Here is a 17,104-nt window from a genome sequence, read left to right on the forward strand (position 1 = left end):
GCACCGCCCGCCCGCCGGCTTGGCAGCTCTTTCTCGCTTGTTTGTGTTGCTTTTGCTCCCGCTGATGTTCGTAGCGGGGCCCGTGCGGGCGCAGGTATTTTTTGGCCAGGGCGGCCCGGTACCAGACTTTGCGGGGAAAGATGAGGCCATGCGCTTTCCATTGGTGGTGAAAGGCCTGGCTGCACAAACCTCCGCGCAATTCGGCCTGGAAGGCGCCTGCCTCAGCCTCACCCATCCTAAAACGGCCGACCTGAAAATTGAGCTGCTGGCCCCCGACGGCACCAGCATCTGGCTCACCAACCGCAACGGCGGCGACCGCGGCGCCGACTACCGCAGCACCTGCTTCCGCATGGACGGCTTCAATGGCTACGTGTACGAGGGCAAGTCGCCCTTCACCGGCACCTACATTCCTGATGGTAAGCTGCAATTCTTCAACCAAGGCCTGAACCCCAACGGCACGTGGTACCTGCTGGTGCACGACCTGGCCGCTGGCCACACCGGCACCGTCGACCAGTGGAGCATGAGTTTCGGGCCGCATCCGGCGCAGCCCGACTTTGCGGTGTGCAACCCCAAAAGCGCCGCCGCTTGCCGCTGCCCCGACGGCTCCGGCACCTGCGACCTGCTGCCCGACCTAGTGGTGTCGGAGAAGATAGTGCGCGAGCTGCACCAAGAATACGGCGCCACCGACCCCACCTACCCGCGCCAGGTGCGGCTGGCTGTGGCCACGGCCAACATTGGCTGGGGCCCGATGGAAACCCACGGCACCGGCCGCTGGACCTGCGGCACCGAAGCCGTGAAAGATGGCCAAGCTACCTGCCCCGACGGCCGCCGCGCCCGCCAGGAAATTGTGCAGGTGATATACCGGCGCGAGGGCGACCGGATGGCCACGCGCACCCGCGTGGCCGGCAGCAACTACTTCGACGAACGCCCCGGCCACAACCATTACCACGCCGATGCCTGGGTCGATTTCACCCTGCGACGGCGCGACCCGCGCCAGCCCGACCCGCGCCGCTGGCCCGTGCTGGGCAAGGGCACCAAAGCCAGCTACTGCCTCTTCGACTCGGGCAACTGCGGCGAGGCCGACGGCGTGTGCCAGAACGGCCGCGGCCAAACCGTGGGCCAAAGCACACTGCCCAATTTCGGTTTCGGGCACTATGTGGACTGCGAAGCCGCCACCCAGGGCATTTCGGTAGGCGGCATCGACCACTACGGCATCAGCTTCGAGGGGCAGGCCATTCCGATACCGGCGGGCACGCCCAACGGCAGCTACGTCATCGTGGTAGAAGTCGACCCCCTGAATCTCTACCAGGAGTCGGACGAAACCAACAATGTGGTGGTGGTGCCCATCGAACTGAAGCTGCAGCAGCCAGCGGCAGGCAAGGCAGTGAAGCGTCGGGCTAAATAGTTGGGCAGTACGTGCTAAGCCATGGGCGGCCGAAACGTTTACTGTGCTAGCGCGCTTATTCGTAGCGCAAATGGACGTATTCGCCTAATAACATATTAGGTGCTTTTCAGTGCAGGATAATTTTGGGAATAGTTCATTCCAACCCTTTCCTGCACATGCGTATCTCTTTACCGCCACAGCTCCGGCAGCTCTTGTTTATGAGCGCCTTATGCCTGTTTGGGGCTCTGCGTGCCCAGGCCGATTGCAACACCCCGCGCCTCATTCGCTCGGCCCAAAATGGGAATTTTAACACGGGCAGCACCTGGGTGGGCGGCATCGTACCTACCTCGTGCGACTTTGTGGTGATAGACCACACCGTGGCGTTGGATGGGTCCTTCACCATTGGTCAGAACGGCACCGGCGGCCTGACGGTGAACAACGGCGGCTCACTCAGCGGCTCGCAGGCGCTGAGCATCACGGGCAACGCGGCCTATACCCTCACCAACAACGGCACGCTGAACATCAATGCCCTGAATTTCAACGGGACTGGTGCCACTTTCACCAATAACGCCACCGCCACCCTCAACGGTGACCAAACCTGGAACTCGGGCAGCTACCTCGAAAACAAGGGCTACCTCACCGTGACTGGCAACATCACGCAGGCCGACGGCACCTTGCGCAACGATGCCATCTACGGCACCCTGACCGTGGGCGGCACCGTTACCCTGAACGGGGCCACGCGCTGGGACAACACCGGCCGCATCGTGAGCAACTCGAACGGCACCACTTACGCCTTCTACCTGCAGGGCAGCGGGAGCTCGTTTTACAACCGGCCCACGGGGCGGCTGAAAATGCCGAACGGCGGCTTGTACCAGGCCGGCAGCACTACCATCAACAACGAGAACTACATCGGGGTGCTGAACCTCGAAACCCACGACGGCGCCCTGATGATGAACACCGACTCGGTGATGGTGGGTGGCAACTTTATCAATGGCGACATTTTTTCGAACTACGCCGGGGCCAACATCCGCATCGGGGCCAACTTCACCCAGATTAACAAGACGAACTCCATTCTGAGCAACGATGGGTTCGTGCAGATTACCGGCAACTTCTCGAACGACAAGGCCATTGGCGGCAACGGCGGCGGCTACACCATCGGCGGCACTTCCACCAACACCTCGAACGGACAGGTGACGGGCTCGGTCGACATCTGCGACGCCAGCGTGAGCGGCAACAATGCCAACGGCTACCCGCTCATTTTCGACGTTAACAACAACAGCAACCAAGGCTCTAACTACGGCGTTTCGACCAGCGCCACGCGCTGCCAGTACGTGGCCACCACGGCCTCGCTGTATGCAGGCAACATCACCGGCAACGGCGAGGTATGCGCCGGTAGCACCACCAACACCTATTCGGTGCCGGCGGTGAGCGGCGCTACCAGCTACGTGTGGACGGTGCCCAGCGGCTACACCATCACGGCCACGTCGCCGGCCGGCACCATCGCAGGCGGGGGCACCACGGCCACCATCAACACCACGGCCAGCACAGGCTTGGTGAGCATTACGGTGACGGCGGGCAGCGCAGCAGGCGTGATTACGCTGAAGACGATTGGGGCTACGGCCGCGGCTTACAACTACACTTCCAAGCTGGTGAAAATGTCGGGTGGCACACCCGGAACGCCGGGCGCCATCACGGGGCCGGGCGCGGCGGTATGCGCGGGCAGCGGTGGCTTTGTGTTCAGTATTGCGCCGGTGAGTGGGGCCAGCACCTACACCTGGACGGTACCCAGCGGCTGGACCATCAACTACGGGCAGGGCACCACCAGCATTTCGGCCACGGCCAGCGCCACCGGCGGCACCGTGACGGTGACGGCCGGCAACGCCTGCGGCAACAGCGTGGCTGCTTCCTACACGGTGACGCCCCCGGCGGCACTGACGGCGCCCGCCATCAGCGGGCCGGCCTCGGCCTGCCAGAACAGCAGCCAGAACTACACGGCCAGCGCCGTGAGTGGCGCCAGCGGCTACCGTTGGACGGTGCCCAGCGGCTGGATTATTCAAACCCAGCCCACGGCCGGCCTCTACCCGGCCACCATCAACGTGACGGTGGGCACGACGTCGGGCAATGTGACGGCCACGGCCATTAACAACTGCGGCACCGGCCCCAGCGCCAGCTACGCCGTGGCCGTGGGCCAGACGCTGAACACGCCGCAGTTCGCAGCCTCCAGCGGCACCACCAACAGCACCGCGCCCTGCGCCAACAACGCTGGCTACACCTACACCATTGTGGCCCAAACCGGTGCCCTCTACAACTGGACGCTGCCCAGCGGCTGGGTGGTGACTACCCCCACCGGCATCTCCGGCACCACGTTCAGCACCAGTACCAACTCGATTACAGTGACGCCCGGCAGCACCGGCGGCACCATCACCGTTACGCTCACGGGCACCTGCAACAGTTCGCCCACCCAGAACACTCAGCTCAACGTAGCGCCCCTGGCCCAGCCGGCGGCGCCCAGCATCAGCAGCGCCGGTGGCGGCTCGTTCTGCGGCGGCGTGGCCAAAACCTTTACCATCAGCACCCTGCCGGCCGGCAACAACGTGACCTGGGCCGTGCCCGCGGGCTGGACCATCGATTCGGGCCAGGGAACGACCAGCATTTCGGCCACGCCAGGCACGGCTGCCGTGGCCGGCAACGTGACGGCCACGCTCACCAACAGCAACGGCTGCAACAGCCCGGCCGCTACCTACGCCGTGATGTCGGGCGCCACTATGCCGGGCGCCATTACTGGCCAAGCCATCCCCACGGCCTCGAATACCGGTTTGGTATACAAAATCACCGCTGTGAGCGGCGCCACCAGCTACAACTGGACGGTGCCCACGGGGTGGACCATTACCGGCACCTCGCCTGCCATTACGGGCACCTACGGTGGCACCACGCTCAACGGCACTACCGCCACCGGCATTACCGTCAACACCGGCACGGCGGGCGGCACGGTATCAGTGTCGGCCAATAACGGCACCTGCACCAGCGCCGCCAGTACCAAAGCTGTAGATATTAACCAGCCCACCGTGTATACCGCCAGCGCCTATAGCGTTGCGAAAAAGACGACTTGTTACGCTACCGGTGATGTACTATACACAGCTACTGACGGCAACGGCGCCATCACGAATGCAGTCATTAGCGCAGGCAGTTTGCCCGCCGGCTTGTCGCTGGCCAATGACGGCACCATCAGCGTGAGCAACCCGGCCAACTTGCCCATTGGCACGGCCCCTTCGTTTACGGTAACGACTACCGACGCCGCAAGCGGACAGACGACGAAGACGTTTAGCACGGGCAATTCCAATGCTCTTGTCTTCAATGCCGACCAGGCCGCCACCCAAGCCGGCGGTGCCTACCGGGTACTGGAAAACTACACCAATGGCGACGTGCTGACCACCTACTCCGACCCGGACGGCGCTATTGCCAGCCTTGTCCTCACCAACGGCACGCTGCCGCCCGGCACGGCCCTGCAGCTTTCGGGCAACAACGGCGTGCTCGCGGTTACGGACCGCACCAAGCTCAGCCCCGGCACCTATACCTTCACGGTGGCTACCAGCAATACGGGCTGCACCATCGGCCTTAGCTCCCTGACCACAACCGTGAACTTGGGCAACAGCAAAGCCCTGCCCGTGGAGCTGACCTACTTCACCGGTCAGGCAGTGGCCGCAGGCGTGCAGCTGACCTGGGGCACGGCGCAGGAACAGAACTGCCTGCGCTTCGAGGTGCAGCGCTCGGCCGACGGTCTGGCGTTTGCTACCATCGGCGAAGTGGCCGGGGCCGGCAGCTCGTCGGTGGCCCACACCTACCGCTTCACCGACAGCCAGCCTTTGGCTGACAAGCCCACGGCCTACTACCGCCTGCGGCAGGTCGATTTCGATGGCACCAGCCACTACTCGCCGGTACTGGCTTTCTCGGCCACGGCCAAAGCTGCCCGCCTGACGCTGGAACTCGCCCCCAACCCCGTGCGGGAAACGCTGCGCGTGCAACTGGCTGGCACCACCGGCATGCAGGAACTGGCCGTGTACGCGGTGTCGGGCAAACTGATGCTGCGCCAAACCGTCGAAGCCACTGCCACGCTGCCCGTGCAGCAGCTGCCCGCTGGCATGTACTTGCTGCAAGTGCGCGCAGCCGACGGCCAGACGCTGACCCGCCGCTTCGTGAAAGAATAATCAGCCGTCATAGGCCTTAAAAAAACAAGCGCCGTGGCCTGTGGGCCGCGGCGCTTATTTCATACTGGGGTGCAGGAGCCGTCCTTACGCTTTGTACAACAGCTCGTAGTATTCCTTGGCCATGCGGCCGCTTTCAAACTCCGGCTCAACGTCCTTCATGGCGGTTTTCACCACTTTCAGGAAGTTTTTGGGCCGGTCGTAGTACAGCGGCAGCACGGCGTTTTCGAGCACATCGAGCAGAGTGGTAGCTTCCTGGTCGTCCTTCACGTTTTCGGGCAGGTTCTCATCGGCGTGGGCGATAATGAAGCTGTTCTCGCCGTCTTTGGCAAACTCCGGAATCCAGCCGTCGGCGATGCTCAGGTTCACGCTGGCGTTCATGGCGGCGGTCATGCCGCTTGTGCCGCTGGCCTCGCGCGGGAAGCGCGGCGTGTTCAGCCAGATGTCGGAGCCTTTTTTGAGGGCGGCTGATAGGCCCAGCTCATAGCCGGTGAGCACAGCGCAGTTTTTCAGATTAGCCGTGCGCTTGATGATGTCGTTGAACAAAGCCACCGCGCCGAAGTCTTTCGGGTAAGGCTTGCCGGCCCAAATCATTTGGATGGGATGCTTGGCATTGGCCGCCAGCTCCACGAACCGCTCGAAGTGGCGCAGAATCAGGTCGGCGCGCTTGTAGCCGGCAAAGCGGCGTGCCCATACGATGGTGAGCACCTCGGGGTCGAAGACGTTGCCGGTCTGGTCGGCCACTATCTTGAACAGCTCCTTTTTCAGCTCCTGCTTGCGGGCCAGCAGCGCCGCGTCGTCCTTGGCTTTGAGGGCAGCGGCCAGCTGCGGGTCGCGCCAGTAGGTGCCGTTCTGGCTGTTAGTGATGGGAATGATGGGGCAGATGCCCTCGTAGTGGCCCCACATTTCGTTGGCCACCCGGCCGTGCACCTTGCTCACGGCGTTGGCCTTGCGCGAAAAGCGCAGGGCGGTGAGAGTGTAGTTCAGGGCGTCGCCTTCGCCGATGCGGGCTTCGCGGCGCACGTCGGCCTCGGACATGGTGCCGAAGAAGGTCATGTCGAGCAGCAGCTTCATGGGGCGCTCCTCGTTGCCGGCCAGCTCGGGCGTGTGGGTGGTGAACACCAGGCGCTTCTGCACCTCGGCCAGGTCGCGGCCGTGCTTTTCGTAGAGGTAGAACGCCAGCGGCAGGCCGTGGCCCTCGTTGAGGTGGTAAACGTCGGTTTTGCGGCCCAGCTCATCGAGCAGCTTGCCGCCGCCTACGCCCAGCAGGATGCTCTGGGCCACGCGGGCCGCCGCGTCCGGGTCGTAGAGGTGGTGCGAGATGGTGCGCGAGATGTAGTCGTTCTCGGGAATGTCGGTGGTGAGGAAGAACATGGGCACCGTGCCGAACACCTCCGGGGCCAGGTACAGGGCCTTCACCTTCACGTCGGCGCCGTGAATGGTGATGGGGAAGATGATGCCCGTGTCTTGCAGAAACGAATAGTGCTTCTGGCGGAACTCGGCGCGCATGGTTTGGTCTTCGGCGCGGCCCTGGTCGTAGTAGCCGAAGCTCCACAGGATGCTGATGCCCACCAGGTTTTGTTTCAGCTCATAGCCCGAGCGCATGTGCGAGCCAGCCAGGAAGCCCAGGCCGCCGGAATAGGTTTTCAGGGCCTGGTCGACGGCGAATTCCATCGAGAAGTACGCCGCGGCCGTCTTGTATTTGGCCGCGGGCGCGTAAGGTTTGAAGGTAAAAGCCATAGAGAATTATGGTGCCGGCCGGAGCTGGCGTTAGAGAGAAAATGCGGGTTGAAGAGGGAGTCGCGGCCAGCTAGATGCCAACGCAACGAAGCCGCAATGTGCAAACGATTCGACAAATAAAGGAGTAACCCAATATTAAGCTTGCTGCACGGGCGCGCCAACGCGACCCAAGAAGCTATTTCTCAAGTCGCGTCATGGTACATTAAAAGAGCTGATTAAGCCCTAGCCTACGCTGGCGGTGCCTTTCATTTGCTGCAGCTTGCGCAGGGTTTCCTGCGAGGCCTGGTGCTGCCGCTCCACAGCCTGGCGGGCCGGGCCGGTGAGTTCCTCGGAGGCTAAAGCTTCAACATAGGCTTTGATGGCCCACTCTTCACCGTAGATGTTGGAATCGAGGATGCTGGCCTCGCTGCGGTTGGTGACGAGGGCCTTGGCGTCCATGAAGCCGCGGTAGAATTTGCCTTTGAGCGTGGTGCTGCTTTCGGCGTCGCCGCCCGCGGCTTTGGCAAAGCCGTTGAGCTGGCTCACGAACTGCTCGCTTTGCTGCACCAGCTGCTCGTAGTAGGCTTTATTTTGAGAGTCTTTGGTTTCGTGGGCGGCGGTTTTGTAGCCCTCGATGCGGTCGTTGACGAAAAGGGTCAGTTCGTTGAGCGTGTCAGCTAATTTGGAGTTTTCAGCCATGGGGGAAAGTCAAATTGGGTGGAGGAAAGGGACCTGACTGGTTTTCAGGCCGGTTCAGTTTTGCTTCTTAACGCAGGCCATCAGCCTCGCGTTGGGATTAATTGGCTCATCGTCCGATAAATACTACATTTGACAAAGCAAACGATTGCACAACTTGACACCGGTGCTGTTCCGAGCTCCAACGGGCCGCTTTATCTGGCGTCCTTGGTGCAGCAATTGACTCATTTTTGCCATTGCCTACTTCCCCCAAGGCACGCTTTTCAGTTGGCACAGCCCTCATTCTCTCCCTGCCCATGAAACTTTCCCACTTACTGTTAGCCGCGTCAGCGGCGCTGCTAGCGCTTCCCGTTTCAGCGTCAGTCAAGCTGAGCCCGCCTACGGCCACAGCCAAGGCTGCGCCTGCCGTCCGCATCGACCCCACTTACTGGTGGGTGGGCATGAAAAACCCCAAACTGCAGCTATTGGTAAACGCGCCCGGCATCGGGGGCAGCACGGCTACGCTGGCCTCCTACCCTGGCGTGACGCTGGAGGGCGTGCAGAAAATGGAAAGCCCCAACTACCTCGTCGTCAACCTCAACATCGGCCCTGACGCCAAGCCAGGCCAATTGAAACTCGACTTCAAAGGCAGCAAAAAGTTAACCTACAGCTACGAGCTGCGTGCCCGCAACGCCGACCCGCAGCGCACGCAGGGCCTCACCCAGGCCGATTTTATCTACATGCTGATGCCCGACCGGTTCGCGAACGGCGACCCGAAGAACGACGTGGTGAAGGGTACTCGGGCGCCCCGCGTGGCCCGCGACTCGATGTATGCCCGGCACGGCGGCGACCTGAAAGGCATTCAGAACCACTTTGCCTATTTCAAGCAGCTGGGCGCCACGGCCATCTGGCCCACGCCTATCATTGAAAACGACATGCCCAAGGCTAGCTACCATGGCTACGCCGTGACGGACTGCTACAAGATTGACCCGCGCTACGGCACCAACGCCGAGTACCAGCAATTTGTGAAAGCCGCGCACGCCGACGGCCTGAAAGTGGTGCAGGATATCGTGCTCAACCACTGGGGCAGCTACCATCACCTGTTCCTCGACAAGCCGGCGGCCGACTGGTTCCACGCCTTCCCGAAATTCACGCGCTCGAACTACAACGCCTTCGCGCTGAATGACCCTTACGGTTCGAAGCGCGACTACACGCTGTTCAACGACGGCTGGTTCGACACCACCATGCCCGACGTGAACCAGGGCAACCCCTTGGTGGCTACCTATCTGATTCAGAATTTCCTGTGGTGGGTAGAGTCGACGGGTATTGACGGCTACCGAATTGATACTTACCCGTATTCGGAGCCCAAGTTTTTGATGCAATGGGGCCAGGCCATTCAGGAAGAATACCCCAAGCTGGCGCTGTTTGGCGAGGCCTGGGAAGGCACCGAGGCCGAGCAGGCCTTCTTCGCGCAGAATATTTTTCCGCCCGTTAATGGCTTCAAGTCGAACCTACCCGGCGTGCTCGATTTCCAAATCTGCTTCGCGGTGGCCGACGCCTTGAAAACGGAGAATGGCGACCTGAGCAAGCTCTACCATGCCCTGCAGGGCGACTGGATGTACGTGGATGCCACGCGCAACGTGCCCTTCCTCGATAACCACGACATGAGCCGCTTCTACTCGGTGATTGGCGAGGACTTCAACAAGTTCAAGACCGGCATGGCCTGGCTGCTCACGCTGCGCGGCACGCCCCAGCTCTACTACGGCACCGAGGTGCTGATGAAGAACTTCTCGAACCCCGACGGTAAGGTGCGTGAGGACTTCCCCGGCGGCTGGGCCGGCGACAAAACCAACTACTTCGTGAGCCGCCCCGGGCAGGCCGGCGAGGCCTTCGACTACATCAGCAAGCTGGCCAACTACCGCAAGGCGCACCCGGTGCTGAGCAGCGGCAAGCTGATGCAGTTTATCCCGCAGGATGGAGTATACACCTACTTCCGTTACAACGACGCGGGCGAGTGCGTGATGATTATTGCCAATAACACCAAAGACCCCAAGAAGGTAGACGGCACCCGCTTCGCCGAGCGCACCGACGGCTTTGCGTCGGGCGTGGAAGTGGTGAGTGGCGCCACGGTTTCGGATTTGAAAACGCTTAACGTGCCGGCCCACACGGCGTGGGTGCTGGAGCTGCGGAAGTAGCGCGCAGTTACGCATATGAGGTTTCGCAAAGCAGGTCTTTGTAACTTCAATAGCCTCGTACAAAAGCTAAATCTCTTGACCTTGCGCCCATGACCGACCTTACCGACCAAGTAGCCATCGTATCCGGCGCCAGCCGCGGCATTGGCCGGGCCATTGCACTGCTGCTGGCGTTGCAGGGCGCCAAAGTAGTAGCCGTGGCCCGCAGCGAAAGCGAGCTGGAAGAACTCACCCAGAAAACGCGCGGCCTGTGCATCGTAGCCGACATTGCCGACGAGGAAGACGCCCAGTACGTGGTGCGGGAAACCCTGCGCCACTACGGCCGCCTGGATATCCTCATTTGCAATGCCGGGGTGGGCTCGTTCAACGAGCTCGAAAACTTTGAAGCGGCCGAGTGGGACCGGATTTTCGATACCAATGTGAAGGGCACCTTCCTGCTTTGCAAGGCGGCCGTGCCGCACTTCAAAGGCCAGAAACGCGGCCACATTGTGGGCATCACCTCCGACGTGGCCAAGCGCACCTTCGCCCACGGCACGGCCTACGGCGCCAGCAAGTTTGCCCAAGACGCCGTGCTGGGCAGCCTGCGCAAGGAAGTGCGGCCGCACGGCGTGAAGGTGAGCACCATCTACCCGGGCCTGGTCGATACCTACTTCAACGACACCACGCCCGGCAGCCCCGAGGCCGAGAAAACCCACCTCCGCCCCGCCGACGTGGCCCAGGCGGTGCGCTACGTGCTGGAAGCTCCCGCCCATGTAGTGGTGGACGAGTTGATGCTGCACCCGCTTACGCAGGAATGGTAGTGAGTTGAAATTTTGAGTGTTGAGGGTTGAATGTTGAGTTGGCGCTTTTCCTACTGCCGACCATTCACTTAACATTCAACCCTCAACACTCAAAACTGCCTTATCTTGCCGCATCATGAAACAACTGTTGCTGGCTGGCAGCCTCCTTGCGTTGGCTGCATTCGCTTTGCCCAACCCGCCCGTGGACAAAAAACGCCCCGCCGCCCAGGACCCCAACACCACCGCGGAAGTGCCCCAGGACAATAAGCTCGTCATTTACCAGATGATGACGCGCCTGTTCGGCAACAAAGTGGCCCTGAACAAGCCCTACGGCACCATCACCGAGAACGGCTGCGGCAAGTTCAACGACATCACCGATAAGGCTCTGGAGGAAATCAAGAAGCTGGGCGTGAGCCATGTGTGGTACACTGGCGTGATTGAGCACGCCACCATGACGGACTACACCGCCGCCGGCATTCCAGCCGACGACGCCGACGTGGTGAAGGGCCGCGCGGGCTCGCCCTACGCCATCAAGGATTACTACGACGTGGCCCCGGACCTGGCCGTGGTGGTGAAAAACCGCATGCCCGAGTACGAGGCCCTCATCAAGCGCACCCACGACCACGGCCTGAAAGTCATCATGGACTTCATCCCGAACCACGTGGCCCGCTCCTATAAGTCGGACGCCAAGCCGCAGGGCGTGGTCGATTTGGGCGCCGCCGATGACAAGACCAAGGCCTTCGTGCCCAACAATAACTTTTACTACCTGCCCGGCAAGAGCTTCGTAGTGCCGGCCAACTACAACCCGCTCGGCCCGCTGAAAGGCCCGCGCGAGGATGGCAAGTACAGCGAGATGCCCGCCAAGGCCACCGGCAACGACGTATTTTCGGAAGCGCCGAGTGTGAACGACTGGTTCGAGACGGTGAAGCTGAACTACGGCGTGGACTACCAGAACGGCCGCAAAACGCATTTTGAAACCGTGCCCGACACGTGGAAGAAGATGCGCGACATTCTCCTATTCTGGGCCGGCAAAAACGTAGACGGCTTCCGCTGCGACATGGCCGAGATGGTGCCCGTCGAGTTTTGGGCCTGGGTGATTCCGGAAGTAAAAAAGGTGAAGCCCGGCATCATTTTCATGGGCGAAGCCTACAATGCCAAGGAATACAAGACCTACCTCGACAAGGGCAAATTTGACTTCCTCTACGACAAAGTAGGCCTCTACGACGGCCTGCGCCGCCTGATGACGGGCGGCGGCAACACCGAGGATATCACCAAGGTGTGGAAGGAAGAAAGCAACGGCTTCTCCTCACGCATGCTGCGCTTCCTGGAAAACCACGACGAGCAGCGCATTGCCAGTAAGGACTTTGCCACCGACCCCAAGCGCGCCATTCCGGCCATGACCGTGACGGCCACCCTGGCCAGCGGCCCGGTGATGCTTTACTTCGGGCAGGAAGTGGGCGAGCCCGCGCACGGCGCCGAGGGCTTCAGCAGCGAAGACGGCCGCACCAGCATCTTCGACTACTGGGGCGTTCCCGAGCACCAGAAGTGGCTGAACCAGGGCAAGTTCGACGGCGCCAAGCTCAGCCCCGAGCAGAAAAGCCTGCGCGAGTTTTACGGCCGCTTGCTCACCGTCACGAGCCAGAACGAGGCCCTGCGCAAAGGCCGCTTCTACGAGCTGCAGGACGCCAACAACCTGGGCAAGGAGTACGACCAGCGACGCATCTATTCCTACCTGCGCTATACTGACAAGCAGCAGGTGCTGGTGGTGGTCAACTTCTCGACTGACAAAACCTACCGGCCCACCATCACCATCCCAGCCGAGGCCATGAAAGCCATGGGCCTGAGCCCTACCAAATTCTACACCTACACCGACCTGCTCGACACCGATGAGCCTCGCAACGGCCTCAGCCTCACGCTAGCTCCGCTGTCGGCTTATATTTTCGAGATTAAGCCGCGCTAACGTATGCGCAGTGCGGCGTAAATCCCTAAATTTGAAGGCTGCGGTGCCCCGGTTTCGGGCGCGTCGCAGCCTTCACTCTTTCCCATCCCATTCATGGCCGCTCCCACCGCCGCACCCACTACTAGCACCAGTGCCAAGCCCCGCCTCAGCTTCTGGCAAATCTGGAACATGAGCTTCGGCTTCCTTGGTATTCAATTTGGCTTTGCGCTGCAAAACAGCAACATGAGCCGGATTTTCGAAACCATGGGCGCCAAGACCGATGAAATTGCTTTTCTATGGCTGGCGGCACCCATCACCGGCCTGCTGGTGCAGCCCATCATCGGCTACCTATCCGACCGCACCTGGAGCCCGCGCTGGGGCCGGCGCCGGCCGTTTTTCTTCATTGGGGCGCTACTAGCCTCGCTGGCGCTGGTGGTGATGCCCAACGTGACGGCCCTGTGGATGGCGGCCGGCATGCTCTGGATTCTCGATTCGAGCATCAACATCTCCATGGAGCCCTTCCGGGCGCTGGTGGGCGACTTGCTGCCCTCGCAACAGCGCACTTCGGGCTTTGGCGCGCAAACGTTTTTCATCGGTGTGGGTGCTATCGTGGGCTCCTCGCTGCCGTGGATGTTCGCCAACTGGTTTGGCGTATCAAACACGCCCGAGCCCGGCCACATCTCGCTGTCGCTGAAGTATTCGTTCTACGTGGGTGGCTTGGTATTTTTCCTGGCCGTGCTCTGGACGGTGCTGCGCACTAAAGAGTATCCGCCCGCCGACCTGGCCGAATTCGAAGCCGAAAAGGCCCGCACCGCCGGCTTCGCCAACGGCTTTCGCGAGTCGTTTGAGGGCATTTTCCACATGCCCAAAACCATGCAGCAGCTGGCGCTGGTGCAGTTTTTCTCATGGTTTGCGCTGTTTTCGATGTGGATTTACACCACGCAGGCCGTTACTAGCCACGTGTTCCACACCACCGACACCACCTCAGCGCTCTACAACCAGGGCGGCGACTGGGTGGGCGTGTGCTTCTCGGTATACAACGGCCTGTCGGCCGTGGTGGCGCTGCTGCTGCCCATCGTGGCCAAGGCTACCAGCCGCCGCGTCACGCACATGCTGGCCCTGGTGCTGGGCGGTTTGGGGTTGATTTCCATCTACTTCATTCAGGACTACCACTACATCTTGCTGTCGATGGTGGGCGTGGGCATTGCCTGGGCCAGCATCCTGAGCGTGCCCTACGCCATGCTGGCCGGCGCGCTGCCCGCCAACAAAATGGGCTACTACATGGGCGTGTTCAACTTCTTCATTGTGATTCCGCAGGGCGCGGCCGGCCTCATTCTGGGCCCGCTCACCAAGCACGTCTTCCACGACCAACCCATTTACACCCTCGTGCTGGGTGGCGTTTCGATGATACTCTCGGGCCTGCTCACCCTGCGCGTGCACGACGCCGACGACATCCGCCTGCCCGTGCAGGAGCCCGCCGAAAGCCTTGGCTACGACGCCTTGGCACCAGCCAATCCGCAGGTGTAGCGCTTATTTAGGCTAACGCTAATTCCAGCCAGAAAAAAGGCCGCTTCCATCTCTGGAAGCGGCCTTGTTGTTTAACGAGTAGCCTGAATACTTTTTGTGTATAGCTAACCATTAATCAGCATCTCTGCCACCTCTCGCCCAGTAGCCAGCGCCGCATTTAGCGACGGGTAGGCGGTCCAGTCGCCGCAGCGGTAGAGGTTGGGCGCCAGTTGCAGAGGCTGCCGGGGCGGCTGGCCGGCTAAGTACACCGGCAGCGCCTTGGTGATACGGTAGCTGCGCAGGTATTCCCACTGCCGGGCCGCCGGGCCAAACCAAGCGGCCAGTTCCTCGCGCACGCCGGCCGCAATTTCTTCTTCGCTCAGGCCCCGCTCGCCGTGGGTGCTCACCGAAATTAGGGCGCGGCCGGCGGGGGCATATTCCCCGCTCACATCGGCCGGGAAAGCCACATTGTGCACCAGCGCATCGGGCGCAGCATTGAGGCGCAGCAGCTTGTCGTTGCGGCCGGGCGAGTGGCCGCCGTTGGTGGCGAAGTAAGTGCAGGTGGTGATGCGGGCCGCCGTGGGGTAGCTGGCCGCTTCCAGGTTCACGGCATCGTCGGGCTTGCCGCTGCGGCCGGCCAGCAGGCGGGCGGCCGTCAGGCCGTCGGTGGCCAGCACAATGGCTTGCGATTCGAGCACCTTGCCCGTCGTCAGCCGCACCTGCGAGCCGTCGACGATAGCCGCTACGGACGCATTCAGCTGCACGGTGCCTGCGGGCAGGCGGGCCGCCAGCTGCTCGGGCAGCTGCTGCATGCCGAGGGCGGGAATGGCTGCGTCGCCGGTCACGAACTGCTGAAAGACAAACTCGAAGAAGTTGCTGGCCGTGGTCAGGTCACGGTCCAGAAAGACGCCGCCGAAGAAGGGCTCGAAAAATGAGCGAATGATTTGCTCGCTGTAGCCGTAGCGGCGCAGGAAGCTCCGCGTGTCGGTGGCCGGGCGGTTGAGCAATTCCTCCGGCGTGTATTTCAGCACGTGCCGCACCAGGCTGAGGATGCGCAGTTTGTCGGCCGCCGTGCCGATGGGCGACGTGAGCGTGGCAAAGGCGCCCAGCGGCTCACGCAGCGGGTTTTGCAGGGTGGTTTCGCGCCCGTTGGCCAGCCGGATGACGGCGCCGGAGCGGAAGGCCTTCAGGTTCAGGGCGCCGTAGTCGAACAGGCGCCGGGCCTCGGGGTAGTTGGTTTGCAGCACCTGAAAGCCGCGGTCGAGGCGAAAGCCCTCGGGTGTGACGTCGGTGCGCACGCGGCCGCCCACGGCATCAGAAGCGTCGAGCAGCAGCACCGGGCGGCCGGCGCGGTGCAGCCAGGTGGCGCAGGCCAGCCCGGCCATGCCCGCACCGATGATGATGATAGGTTTGGTGGTTGATTCCATGAAAAGCCCGTCGGGTAGGTGGTGTATGGCTAACGGGGACAGGCGGGCCCAGGGTTTTCAGCGCGCCAGGGTTTGCAAAGAAATATTCAGCCGGGTGCCCGTTTTGACAATTAAAAACCGGACGTCGCTGGCCACCGGCTTGCCGTCGGTGGCGGCGGGCTGCCAGCGGGGCAGCCCGCTCACCGCTTGCCCCAGCGCCGTGACGATGCCGCTGCCTCCCTGCCCGCTCACCAGCCGCAGAAAGCCCGTGTCATCAACGCTGGCCCGAATGATAAATTCCTGGCCGTCAATCATGTTTTCCCACTGGTTGCGCTGGTTGGTTTGGTACAGGTTGTCGAGCACCAGGTGCAGGTAGGACGTGATGTCGCCCGGTGGCTTGGGCGGCGTGGTCTTCTTGCTAGCCGCCCCGGCCACTTGCTGGCGCATGGCCTGCAGCCGCTCCCGGTCGGCCAGACTACCCGCACAGGTGGGGCCCAGGTGCAGTTGGTCGCCGCGGGCGGTGGGGTCTTCAATCTGTGGCTCCAGCCGCGACGCGCCTTTGTAACGGGCCATGCCCGCGGGAGCGTCCAGCGCTTTGCCACTGCGAAAAAGACCTTTCTCATACACCTCTGTAAGCAACGTCTTGTCGGTCGATAAAGAATGGCTTTCCCATACGCCCTCGGGCAGCCCGTTCAGCACCGGGCCGCCATAGCGCAGCCGGGCCTGGGGCAACAGGTCCTGCCACCGGCCATTGCCGTTGGTCACGCCGGGCTGACCGGTCGAATCCCAATAGGCCACGATGCGCAGGCGAGGGGACAGCTGTCCGGTCCACTCAAAGGTCTGCTGATGCTGTCCGTTGGGGTACCAAAACTCCCAGGTGCCGGTAGGCTCATCGTGGGTGAACTGGCCCCGCATGGCCGGCTTGCCATTGGGGTAAAAGGTCGCGTACGGCCCATTGCGCTGGCCCTGGTCAAAATACAGTTCGGCCCGTAGCTGGTTGGTAGCAATGGTGTAGTCGCGCACCTGGCCCCGGAAGTCGCCCTGGCTGGTGATGCGGGCATGCCGACGAATGGCGGCGCAGGCCGTAGGAGTCAGGTTGTAGCGCAGGTCGTAAAACAGCAATACGCTGTCCACGGTAATTTCTTGCACACAGTCCGCCATTTTCGCTTTTTCGGCCCCGGCCGGCACTTGCGCCAGCACCGGTGCTGCCCCCCACCCGCACAGAAGACCCACCATTAGCCCCCTCAACACCAGGGCCCAATTTTGCACACGCATTTCAATTCCGAATGAGGAGGTATAAGT

At 62.0% G+C, this 17,104-nt stretch carries 10 protein-coding genes; 6 read left to right on the plus strand and 4 right to left on the minus strand.

Going from position 1 to position 17,104, the window contains the following annotated elements; translation table 11 throughout:
• Positions 1–43 precede the first annotated feature (43 nt).
• Together I2I01_RS13815 and I2I01_RS13820 are read left to right on the plus strand one after the other, a co-directional pair.
• Positions 44–1,405, plus strand: coding sequence for a proprotein convertase P-domain-containing protein (locus tag I2I01_RS13815; protein ID WP_196287068.1), 1,362 nt, complete (start codon positions 44–46; stop codon positions 1,403–1,405).
• A gap of 155 nt (positions 1,406–1,560) precedes the next feature.
• Positions 1,561–5,589, plus strand: coding sequence for a T9SS type A sorting domain-containing protein (locus tag I2I01_RS13820; protein ID WP_196287069.1), 4,029 nt, complete (start codon positions 1,561–1,563; stop codon positions 5,587–5,589).
• A gap of 84 nt (positions 5,590–5,673) precedes the next feature.
• Here I2I01_RS13820 and glgP read toward each other — a convergent pair whose 3' ends face one another.
• Both glgP and I2I01_RS13830 read right to left on the minus strand, forming a co-directional pair.
• The gene (gene glgP / locus I2I01_RS13825) at positions 5,674–7,326 is read right to left on the minus strand and encodes an alpha-glucan family phosphorylase (RefSeq protein ID WP_196287070.1); all 1,653 of its coding nucleotides are present in this window, start codon (positions 7,324–7,326) and stop codon (positions 5,674–5,676) included.
• A 222-nt stretch (positions 7,327–7,548) separates the two neighbouring features.
• Positions 7,549–8,004: a PA2169 family four-helix-bundle protein gene (locus I2I01_RS13830; RefSeq protein WP_196287071.1), complete on the minus strand. Its 456-nt coding sequence runs from the start codon at positions 8,002–8,004 to the stop codon at positions 7,549–7,551.
• Between the two features lie 293 nt (positions 8,005–8,297).
• Between I2I01_RS13830 and I2I01_RS13835 the strand changes: the two genes are divergently transcribed.
• The 4 genes from I2I01_RS13835 (at position 8,298) to I2I01_RS13850 (ending at position 14,417) form a co-directional block, all read left to right on the plus strand.
• The gene (locus I2I01_RS13835; RefSeq protein ID WP_196287072.1) at positions 8,298–10,175 is read left to right on the plus strand and encodes an alpha-amylase family glycosyl hydrolase; all 1,878 of its coding nucleotides are present in this window, start codon (positions 8,298–8,300) and stop codon (positions 10,173–10,175) included.
• Positions 10,176–10,264: 89 nt separating this feature from the next.
• Positions 10,265–10,972 (plus strand): SDR family oxidoreductase, encoded by a 708-nt coding sequence (locus tag I2I01_RS13840; RefSeq protein WP_196287073.1) that lies wholly within the window; start codon positions 10,265–10,267, stop codon positions 10,970–10,972.
• 115 nt (positions 10,973–11,087) lie between these two features.
• Positions 11,088–12,911 (plus strand): alpha-amylase family glycosyl hydrolase, encoded by a 1,824-nt coding sequence (locus tag I2I01_RS13845; RefSeq protein ID WP_196287074.1) that lies wholly within the window; start codon positions 11,088–11,090, stop codon positions 12,909–12,911.
• A gap of 93 nt (positions 12,912–13,004) precedes the next feature.
• Positions 13,005–14,417, plus strand: coding sequence for an MFS transporter (locus tag I2I01_RS13850; protein ID WP_211537953.1), 1,413 nt, complete (start codon positions 13,005–13,007; stop codon positions 14,415–14,417).
• A gap of 104 nt (positions 14,418–14,521) precedes the next feature.
• Here I2I01_RS13850 and I2I01_RS13855 read toward each other — a convergent pair whose 3' ends face one another.
• Positions 14,522–15,823, minus strand: a complete 1,302-nt coding sequence (locus I2I01_RS13855) for a protoporphyrinogen/coproporphyrinogen oxidase (RefSeq protein WP_196287075.1) — start codon at positions 15,821–15,823, stop codon at positions 14,522–14,524.
• A gap of 57 nt (positions 15,824–15,880) precedes the next feature.
• A complete protein-coding gene (locus tag I2I01_RS13860) occupies positions 15,881–16,951 on the minus strand; it encodes a toxin-antitoxin system YwqK family antitoxin (protein ID WP_196287076.1) in 1,071 nt (356 codons plus the stop codon).
• Between the last annotated feature and the right edge of the window lie 153 nt (positions 16,952–17,104).

The sequence above is a fragment of the Hymenobacter properus genome, assembly GCF_015694735.1.
In the GTDB taxonomy this organism is placed as follows: domain Bacteria; phylum Bacteroidota; class Bacteroidia; order Cytophagales; family Hymenobacteraceae; genus Hymenobacter; species Hymenobacter properus.

What these genes read in the sequence shown, in the direction of transcription:
- I2I01_RS13820 (WP_196287069.1), top strand. Translation starts at nt 1,561, where the DNA reads ATGCGTATCTCTTTACCGCCACAGCTCCGGCAGCTCTTGTTTATGAGC.
- glgP (WP_196287070.1), bottom strand. Translation starts at nt 7,326, where the DNA reads ATGGCTTTTACCTTCAAACCTTACGCGCCCGCGGCCAAATACAAGACG.
- I2I01_RS13830 (WP_196287071.1), bottom strand. Translation starts at nt 8,004, where the DNA reads ATGGCTGAAAACTCCAAATTAGCTGACACGCTCAACGAACTGACCCTT.
- I2I01_RS13835 (WP_196287072.1), top strand. Translation starts at nt 8,298, where the DNA reads ATGAAACTTTCCCACTTACTGTTAGCCGCGTCAGCGGCGCTGCTAGCG.
- I2I01_RS13840 (WP_196287073.1), top strand. Translation starts at nt 10,265, where the DNA reads ATGACCGACCTTACCGACCAAGTAGCCATCGTATCCGGCGCCAGCCGC.
- I2I01_RS13845 (WP_196287074.1), top strand. Translation starts at nt 11,088, where the DNA reads ATGAAACAACTGTTGCTGGCTGGCAGCCTCCTTGCGTTGGCTGCATTC.
- I2I01_RS13850 (WP_211537953.1), top strand. Translation starts at nt 13,005, where the DNA reads ATGGCCGCTCCCACCGCCGCACCCACTACTAGCACCAGTGCCAAGCCC.
- I2I01_RS13855 (WP_196287075.1), bottom strand. Translation starts at nt 15,823, where the DNA reads ATGGAATCAACCACCAAACCTATCATCATCATCGGTGCGGGCATGGCC.